Genomic DNA, 853 nt, shown 5'->3' on the forward strand with positions numbered 1-853 from the left:
TCCCAGTACATCTGCCAGTACTCCTTCATGTACCTCTCGGGATCCCTGAAGAACGCGCGGAGCATCGACGGCCAGGGCGTCTTCTGGACGATGTTTCCGCCGTAGCCGAGTGGCACGGAGTTGCCATCCTCATCGTAGATGTCGGTGTTGAATCCGGGCAGCGGGAACGCCACAGAGCCGGGCTTCTCAGGTGTCATCGGGAGCGGAGCGATCACGTGGCATCCTGTCTCGGTCTGCCACCATGTATCGATGATCGGTGCCTGCCCTCCTCCGATGTTGTTCCTGAACCAGACATATGCCTCGGGGTTGAGCGGCTCGCCCACGGATGCGAGAATCCTGATCGACTTGAGGTTGTACTTCTTCGGCCACTCATCTCCGGCCTTCATGAACATCCTGATCGCAGTGGGAGCTGTGTAGAAGACGGAGACACCGTACTCCTCGATGATGGACCACCATCTGCCGATGTCCGGATAGTCTGGAGCGCCCTCGTAGAGTATGCTCGTCGCGCCCAGGCAGAGCGGGCCGTAGACGACGTAGGAGTGGCCTGTGATCCAGCCGCAGTCGGCTGTGCACCAGTAGACATCCTCCTCATGGACGTCCAGAGCCCATGCGGTGGTGTATGCAGGCCCGACGCAGAAGCCGCCATGTGCATGCTCGATGCCCTTCGGCTTTCCAGTTGTGCCTGATGTGTACAGGATGAACAGCCTGTCCTCTGGATCGAGCTCCTCTGTGTGGCACTCAGCAGGCTGATCCTTGACGAGATCGTGGTACCAGATATCGCGGCCCTCCTTCATCGGGACGTCAAGCCCTGCCCTCTTGACCACAACAACCTTCTCGACGCTCGGGGCGTTCT

Annotated in this window: 1 protein-coding gene; it reads right to left on the reverse strand. The window is 59.7% G+C overall.

Going from position 1 to position 853, the window contains the following annotated elements; genetic code table 11:
- Positions 1 to 853, reverse strand: an 853-nt coding sequence (locus QHG98_09735) for an AMP-binding protein (protein MDH7597992.1), incomplete at both ends; no start/stop codon positions are given.

Source organism: Methanothrix sp., assembly GCA_029907715.1.
In the GTDB taxonomy this organism is placed as follows: Archaea; Halobacteriota; Methanosarcinia; order Methanotrichales; family Methanotrichaceae; genus Methanothrix_B.